Here is an 8,738-nt window from a genome sequence, read left to right on the forward strand (position 1 = left end):
CAACGATGTTCACATCCAGAGAAGCATTTGCCGTGGTGCCGTTGTCATCCACCACCGTGACGGCGAATTGCTCGCTCAGGGTGTTGGCGCCGTTGGCGGTCGGGTGTGCGTCGTTGTGATCGAGGGTGTAGCTGTAGCTCACGACTCCGGTCGTGGCGTTGAACCCGGTGATGGTCAGCGTGCTGCCCAACGGAGTCGTGACGGATTGCGGGAAGCCTGCGGCTACACCGTTAGTGACAACGGCGATGCCGCCCACGGTTAGCGTAGTCACACCGTCCAGCGCCGTAATGGTGAACGTGCCGCTTTGGGTCAACGCTGTGGCGTCCGGCGCACTGCCGGTGCTGAGGTTTTTCTCGAAGACAGTGAGTTCACCACCGTTCACATCGAGGCCGCTGATAACCACCGGATCGTCGTTGTTGTGAATTTGCAGAACGAGGTTCGCGGTGCTGGTGTCGCCGTCCGAATCGGTGATGGTGTAGGTGAAAGTCTCGGTGCCGTTTCCGCCGCCGTGCAGGGCTTTGAAGTCAGCGTCATTCGGATTGACGGTGTAGGTGTAAGTGCCGTTGGCGTTCAACACCAGAGTGCCGTAGGTCCCGGTGAAAGTGCCGGCGGTGATCGGGCCAGTCGGTACACGGTCGGCACCCTGTACGTCGTTGGTCAGGACGTTACCGGTCAGGGTCAGGTTGGTTTCCGAAGCCGTACCGGTGTTGCTGTCATCGACGGCCTTTGGCAGGTCATCAACGATGTTCACATCCAGAGAAGCGTTAGCCGTGGTGCCGTTGTCATCCACCACGGTGACGGCGAACTGTTCGCTCAGAGTATTGGCGCCGTTGGCAGTCGGATGCGCGTCGTTGTGGTCGAGGGTGTAGCTGTAGCTGACGACGCCGGTTGTGGCATTGAATCCGGTGATGGTCAGCGTACTGCCCAACGGAGTCGTGACCGATTGCGGAAAGCCTGCGGCTACACCGTTAGTGACAACGGCAATGCCGCCCACGGTCAACGTTGTTACGCCGTCCAAAGCAGTGATGGTGAAAGTACCGCTCTGAGTCAGCGCAGTAGCATCCGGTGCACTGCCGGTGCTGAGGTTTTTCTCGAAAACGGTGAGTTCACCACCGTTTACGTCCAGGCCGTTGATGATCACCGGATCGTCGTTGTTGTGGATCTGCAGCACCAGGTTGGCAGTGCTGGTATCGCCGTCCGAGTCAGTGATGGTGTAAGTGAAGGTTTCCGTGCCGTTGCCACCGCCGTGCAGGTTCTTGAAGTCGGCGTCGTTAGGGTTGACGGTGTAGGTGTAAGAACCGTCTGCATTCAGCACCAGAGTGCCGTAGGTCCCGGTGAAAGTGCCTGCAGTGATCGGGCCGGCATTGGGGCCGGTCGGGACGCGGTCGGCGCCCTGCACGTCGTTGGTCAGGACGTTGCCAGTCAGCGTCAGGTTGGTTTCCGAGGCCGTGCCGGCGTTGCTGTCGTCCACACCTTTCGGCAGATCGTCGACGATGTTCACGTCCAGCAAAGCGTTGGCCGTGGTGCCGTTATCGTCCACGACAGTGACGGCGAACTGCTCGCTCAAAGTGTTCGCGCCGTTGGCAGTCGGATGAGCGTCATTGTGGTCCAGGGTGTAGCTGTAGCTGACGACACCGGTCGTGGCATTGAACCCGGTGATGGTCAGCGTGCTGCCCAGCGGAGTCGTGACCGATTGCGGAAAGCCTGCGGCCACGCCGTTGGTGACGACCGCGATTCCGCCCACGGTCAGCGTGGTCACGCCGTCCAGCGCGGTGATGGTGAAGGTGCCACTTTGAGTCAGCGCAGTAGCATCCGGCGCGCTGCCAAGCGCCAGGTTTTTCTCGAAAACCGTCAGCTCACCACCTTCGACATTCAACCCATTGATCAGCACCGGATCGTCGTTGTTGTGGATCTGCAACACCAGATTCGCGGTGCTGGTATCACCATCGGAATCACGCAGGGTGTAGGTAAACGTTTCGGTGCCATTACCGCCGCCATGCAACGCTTTGAAGTCGACGTCGCTGGTGTTGAGCGTGTAGGTGTAAGTGCCGTTTGCGTTCAGCACCAGGGTGCCGTAAGTCCCGGTGAACGTACCGGCAACCACCGGGCCACTGTTGGGGCCGACGGGAATGCGGTCGGCGCCTTGCACGTCGTTGGTCAGGACGCTGCCGGTCAGGCTCAGGTTGGTTTCCGAAGCGGTGCTGGCGTTGCTGTCATCCACCGCTTTGGGCACGTCGTCGGTGATGTTCACATCCAGCGAGCCGGTAGCGGTGTCGCCGTTGCTGTCGCCGGCGATCACCGTGAAATGTTCGCTGAGGCTGTTGGCGCCGTCACCCGCTGGGTGGGCGTCGTTGCCGTTGAGGGTGTAGCTGTAAGTGACCGTGCCGTTTGCCGGGTTGTAACCGGTGATGGTCAGGGTGTTGCCCAGTTGCGTGATGATCGATTGCGGGAAACCGACGGGCACGCCGCCGACGATCACGCTGATGCCGCCGATGCTCAAGCTGGTCAGGCCGTCGGGCGCCGAGATGCTGAAGCTGCCGGCCTGGGTCAGCGCACCAGGGTTGGCGGCGGAGCCGTCCGGCAGATTGGCTTCGTTGAGCGTCAGTTCGCCCCCGGGCACATCGAGGCCTGTGAGGGTGACCAGGTTATTGACCGGTGGCGGGATGACCGGCGCAGGCGTGTTGTCGCCGTTGTCGATGACTGCGTTGTGACGCTCTTGTGGAAACTCGGGAATGCCACCAAAGCCGGCCGTGGGGAAACCGATGACCGGATCGACCCGGCCACCCACTTCGGTCAGCAACACAAAACTGTGACCACCGCCCTTGCCGCCATTGGTGTCACCGGGGGCATCGGGACCCGCTGCGGTGGCTTCGGCAGATTTGGTCGGGTCGTCACCGGCGGCAATGGCTTTCTGGATCTGCGCGACGTCGGTGAGTTGCGCATCGCTCGGGGTCAGCGCTTCCGGGGCATCCACATGTGGCGCGTGGTTGGCCAGCAATTGTCCGGTCATGGTCAGGCTGCTGTCCCGGCCCAGGGTCAGTTCCTGGCCGTTTTGCAGATGGACGGCGACCGCCCCCTCCGCGCCCGTGATCAATTGATCTCCGGCAAACAGTCGATCGCCTTCAACCAATGCGCGCCGACTTCCGTCAGCCGATTGAGCGAAAACCTGACCAATGACTTTAGTGACGGTCCCGATGAGCGTTGCCATGTGCATTTCCTCCGCTGCCGACCACCGTCGGCACTGGTTCGCGAAGCAGCCCATGGCTCAAGCGGGTTGTCGGGGCGACGCTCGCACCTCGACAGTTCGTTTCGCAGGTTGTGCAAATTCAGAAACCCCAGCGCCATCAAGCACTTGGAATCCCTGATCGATGCAGCACGCCCACTAGCGCTACGTAACGGTGGTGAATCACCCGAGTGACAAAAAACTGTCGCTCATTGGCCGCTACGCGTCCCTCCCCTTTAGCAGTACTTCGCCCGTATGTCGCAAAGTGAGTGGAACTTTCCTCAAGCCTTTCTGCACTCCCTAAAGCACATAAAACAAAGGCTTTCGAGAGGAACAATGTGCTGGATTTGGCGAAGCGCATAAGTTTTTTTTGGCATAAGCCATATGAAAATTTTTTCTTAGCTACGCTTCAGGATGTTCTTAGCTCTGTTGTTACAGGCATGAAACGCTTACTACTAAAAATATCGTCAATAAATTGGCGACAGCGATACACCATCAGGACTCAGGGAGATGCACCCATGCGCGTTCTAACCCCCCTCTGCAGCGCGGTTTTGCTGGCCATGGCTTGCACTTCCCAAGCCCAGGCCATGAACCTCACCGAAGCCATTCAGAGCACTATCGCGACCCACCCGGAACTGGCTTCGCGCGTGGACGCCAAACTGTCGGCCGATGAACAGGTGAAAGTCGCCAAGGGTGGCTTCTATCCGTCGGTGGATCTGAACGCTGCTTACGGGCGCGGTTACAGTGACAACACCAATACCCGTTCGCTGACCCCGAGCGGCCACAACACTGAAATCCTCAATTACACCCAGTCCGAGCTGCGTCTGCGGCAGATGCTCTTCGACGGTTTCAACACCGCCAACGAGGTCGAGCGCACCAAAGGCGTGTCCAATTCGCGTGCGTATTACGCGCAAGGCACCGCCCAGGACCTGGCCTTGCGCACCATCGAGGTCTACCTCGAAGTGCTCAAGCGCCGCGAACTGGTGACCCTGGCCAAGAACAACCTGCAGGCGCATTTGCGCGTCAATGACCAGATCGGCCTGCGCACTCAGCGCGGCATCGGCAGCACCGCCGACTCCGATCAGTCGGTTGCCCGTAAGGCGCTGGCGCAGAACAACCTCGACACTGCCGAAGTCGATCTGGCGGATGCCGAATCGAACTTCTACGCCGTGGTCGGGCGCATGCCCGATGAATTGGAAGAGCCGGCCTCGACCCGTGGCGAATTGCCGACCTCTTTGCCGGAAGCCCAGCAGAGCATGGTGGAGAACAACCCGTATCTGAAATCCGCCCAGGCCGACGTGCAATCGGCCGAGAGCCAGTACGAAGTCGCCAAGTCGCCGTTCTACCCACGCTTCGATGCGGAAGCGGCGGTCGGCGCCAACAACAACGTGCAGGGTGACGAGGGCCATGACAATGAATGGCGCGTCGGCGTGGTGATGAACTACAACCTGTTCCGTGGCGGCAGCGACAAAGCCCGCCTGGCCTCCGATGCGCACCAGATCAACCAGGCCATGGACATCCGCAACAACGCCCTGCGCCAGCTCAACGAGAACATTCACCTGGCCTGGAACGCCATGGTCAACGCCAAGAAACAGACCCCGACCGCCCGCGAATACGCAGAAACCACCAAGCGTGTACGCGCCGCGTATCAGGATCAGTTCGGCCTCGGCCAACGCACCCTGCTCGACCTGCTCGACAGCGAAAACGAGCTGTACAACGCCAACCGCCGCTACACCGAAATCCGCTACACCGAGGAGTTTTCGATGTACCGCGTGCTGGCGAACATGGGTCAGTTGCTGAGCAAGCAACGGGTGGTACTGCCCGCCGATGCGATTGCCGCTACCGAGGTGAAGAACGAGGCGCGCTTGCCTGAACTGAAGTAGTCCCGATGATGTAGCCAGGGAGCGATCAATATGACCAGCATGGAACCCGGAGCCTCCGGGATCGATCCGCGGCTGAGCTTCGATGACCCGTTACTCGACGGTCTGTTGATCCTCTGCAAACTGCATGGCGCGACGGTCAGTCGCGCCAGCCTGAGCGCCGGGCTGCCCCTGGACAAACAACGCCTGAGCCTGGACTTGCTGCCCCGTGCAGCGGCCCGGGCCGGGTTGCAGGCGCGGCTGCTGCGCCGCGACCTCAAGGACATCTCCCCGCTGAACCTGCCGGTGCTGTTGCTGCTGGGCAACGGACGCACGGCGGTTCTGCGGCGTTTTGCCGATGACGGCAAGGCGCTGATCCTGCCCAGTGAAGCCGATGGCGGCGAGCAGTGGGTCAGCCGCGAAGAACTCACCGAACACTACACCGGCCAGGCCTTGTTCGCCCGGCCACGGCATGAACTGGAAGACCTGCGCTCACCGCTGGTGCCAAGGGTCCACGCCTGGTTCCGCGACACCCTGAAACTGTCGAAATGGCTGTACAGCGACGCGATCCTCGCCAGCTTCCTGATCAACCTGCTGGGCCTGATGGTGCCGCTGTTCGTCATGCAGACCTACGACCGCGTGGTGCCGAACCAGGCCACGTCGACCCTGTGGGTGCTGGCCATCGGATTGCTGATCGGCACCGGCTTCGAGCTGGTGTTGCGGGTGGTGCGTGCGCACCTGCTGGACACCGCTGGCAAGAAGACCGATGTGATCCTTTCCGCGACGTTGTTCGAGCGCATCACCGGCATGGCGATGAAGGCGCGTCCGGCGACCATCGGCGGATTCGCCCAGAGCATTCACGACTTTCAGGGGCTGCGGGAATTCCTCACCGCCGTGACCCTGACCAGCCTGATCGACCTGCCGTTCGTGGTGCTGATGCTGGTGGTGATCGGTCTGCTGGGCGGCTGGCTGGTGGTGATTCCGCTGCTGGCGTTTCCGATCACGATTGTGTTCGCGATGATCATTCAGGCTCGCCTGCGCGACACCGTGCAGAAAAGCCTGAGCCTCGGCGCCGAGCGTCAGGCGTTGCTGATCGAAACCCTCGGCGGCCTGGAAACCCTCAAGGCCTGCAGCGCCGAAAGCGAGCGCCAGCACAAATGGGAAAGCACCCATGGCGCCCTCACCCGCCTCGACAGCCATGCGCGCAACCTCTCGGCGCTGGCCACCAACGGCACGCTGTTCATCCAGCAGTTCTCGGGGATGGCGACCATCGTCGCCGGGGTCTACAGCATCATTGCCGGCAACCTCAGCGTCGGTGCGCTTGTCGCAAGTTACATGCTCGGCAGTCGCGTGCTCGCGCCACTGGGCCAGATCGCCGGGTTGATTACCCGCTACCAGCAAGCGCAACTGACCATGAAAAGCACCGACGCGCTGATGGCCCTGCCTCAGGAACGCGACGGCAAACAGCGGCCGCTGGAGCGCACGCAATTGCAAGGCGCGCTGGACGCCAATGCAGTGACCTTCCACTACAACGGCCAGAACGCCCCGGCGCTGAGCAACGTCAGTTTCAGCGTCAAACCCGGCGAGCGGATCGGCATCATCGGCCGCAGCGGCTCCGGCAAAAGCACCCTCGCAAGGCTGGTGATGGGCTTCTATGAACCGGAAGAAGGCCAACTGCTGCTCGACGGACTCGACCTGCGGCAACTGGATGTCGCCGACCTGCGCCAGCAGATCGGTTACGTCGCCCACGACCTGCCGCTGCTGGCCGGCAGCCTGCGCGACAACCTTACACTCGGCGCCCGCTACGTCAGCGACTCGCGGATGCTCGAAGTTGCCGAACTGACCGGCGTCACCGAACTTGCCCGCCAACACCCGCAAGGCTTCGACCGACCAGTGGGCGAACGCGGGCAATTGCTCTCCGGCGGGCAACGCCAGGCGGTGTTGCTGGCGCGAGCGCTGTTGCTCGACCCGCCGATCATGCTGCTCGACGAACCCACCAGCGCCATGGACAACAGCAGCGAAGACGTCCTGCGCCAGAAGCTTCACGGCTGGGTGCAAGGCAAAACGCTGCTGCTGGTCACCCACCGCACCTCGATGCTGAGCCTGGTGGACCGGTTGCTGGTGCTGGACAACGGCCGGATCGTCGCCGACGGTCCGAAAGAAGCGGTCATCGATGCACTGCGCAAGGGCCGGGTCGGCTCGGCGGCGGTCTAGGAGTTGCCCATGTCTGCTTCCTCTTCTTCAAAACCTCGCGGTTACTTCGACAGTTTCGGCAAAAGCGCCGAAGCCGAATTCATGCCGGAAACCGCCGGCGCGTCGCTGCAGGACTCGCCGCGCTGGTCGCGGATCACCGTGTGGCTGGCGGCGGCACTGCTGATCAGCGCGCTGGTCTGGGCCAAGTTTGCGGTGCTCGAAGAAGTGACCATGGGCGAAGGCAAGGCGATTCCGTCGAGCAAGGTCCAGGTGATCCAGAACCTCGAGGGCGGGATCGTCACCGAAATCTTCGTGCGTGAAGGACAAATGGTGAACAAGGGCGACACCCTGCTGCGCCTGGATGACACGCGGTTTCTGTCGAACAAGGGTGAAAGCGAGGCGGATCGCTATGCATTGATGGCTCAGGTCGAGCGGTTGTCGGCAGAGTCCGAAGGCCGGCCAATGAAGCTTTCGGACGAGGTCGTCAGCAAGGCGCCACAGGTGGCCGAAGACGAACGTGCGCTGTACGACCAGCGCCAGCGGCGACTGGCCAGTGAGCAACGCACCCTCACCGAACAGCTGCGGCAGAAGACCCAGGAGCTGGCGGAATTTCGCTCCAAGCAGGGTCAGTACAGTTCCAGCCTGGCGCTATTGCAGCAAGAGATGAACATGTCGTCGCCGCTGGTGGGCACCGGGGCGGTGTCGCCGGTGGAGATCCTGCGGCTCAAACGCAGCGCGGTGGAAATTCGTGGATCGTTGAACGCCACGACGCTGGCGATTCCCCGGGCCGAATCGGCGATCAACGAGATCAAGAGCAAGATCGACGAATCGGAACAAACCTTCCGCTCGGACGCGGCCAAGGACCTCAACCAGAAGCGCACCGACCTGTCGAAAATCACTGCGTCGAGCATCGCCATCGACGACCGCGTCAGCCGCACCACCGTGACCTCGCCGGTGCACGGGGTGATCAAGCAATTGAAGGTCAACACCATCGGCGGTGTGGTCCAGCCGGGCAGCGACATGGTGGAAATCGTGCCGCTGGAAGACAACCTGCTGATCGAAGCCAAGGTCCGTCCGCAGGACGTGGCATTCCTGCATCCGGGCCAGAAAGCCATGGTCAAGTTCAGCGCCTACGACTACACGATCTACGGCGGGCTCAGCGCCAAGCTTGAGCTGATTGGTGCCGATACCATTACCGATGACAAGGGCAACAGCTTCTACCTGATCCAGGTGCGCACCGACAAAAACCATTTGGGCGGGGACGTAAAACCGCTGCTGATCATTCCGGGGATGGTTGCCACGGTGGACATCATCACCGGGGAGAAAAGCGTGCTGGATTACCTGCTCAAACCGGTGCTCAAAGCGCGGACCGAGGCGATGCGTGAGCGCTAGTGATGATCCGGAATTTGGGGTGAATAATCTGGCCTCTTCGCGAGCAAGCCCGCTCCCACATTTGAAATGCG

At 61.5% G+C, this 8,738-nt stretch carries 4 protein-coding genes; 3 read left to right on the top strand and 1 reads right to left on the bottom strand.

Annotated elements, in window-relative coordinates; translation table 11 throughout:
* Positions 1-3,208 (bottom strand): retention module-containing protein (locus ACW9HX_RS28480; protein WP_457383137.1); only part of this gene is annotated, 3,208 nt, incomplete at its 3' end.
* A 533-nt stretch (positions 3,209-3,741) separates the two neighbouring features.
* Here ACW9HX_RS28480 and ACW9HX_RS28485 point away from each other — a divergent pair.
* The 3 genes from ACW9HX_RS28485 to ACW9HX_RS28495 are packed head-to-tail and all read left to right on the top strand — an operon-like array spanning position 3,742 to position 8,667.
* A complete protein-coding gene (locus ACW9HX_RS28485) occupies positions 3,742-5,106 on the top strand; it encodes a TolC family outer membrane protein (RefSeq protein ID WP_457383138.1) in 1,365 nt (454 codons plus the stop codon).
* Between the two features lie 30 nt (positions 5,107-5,136).
* Entirely contained in the window at positions 5,137-7,296 is a 2,160-nt protein-coding gene (locus ACW9HX_RS28490) for a type I secretion system permease/ATPase (RefSeq protein WP_457383139.1), read from the top strand.
* 9 nt (positions 7,297-7,305) lie between these two features.
* Positions 7,306-8,667, top strand: a complete 1,362-nt coding sequence (locus ACW9HX_RS28495) for an HlyD family type I secretion periplasmic adaptor subunit (RefSeq protein WP_249484923.1) — start codon at positions 7,306-7,308, stop codon at positions 8,665-8,667.
* Positions 8,668-8,738: the final 71 nt, after the last annotated feature.

The sequence above is a fragment of the Pseudomonas sp. SDO52101_S400 genome, from assembly GCF_054071635.1.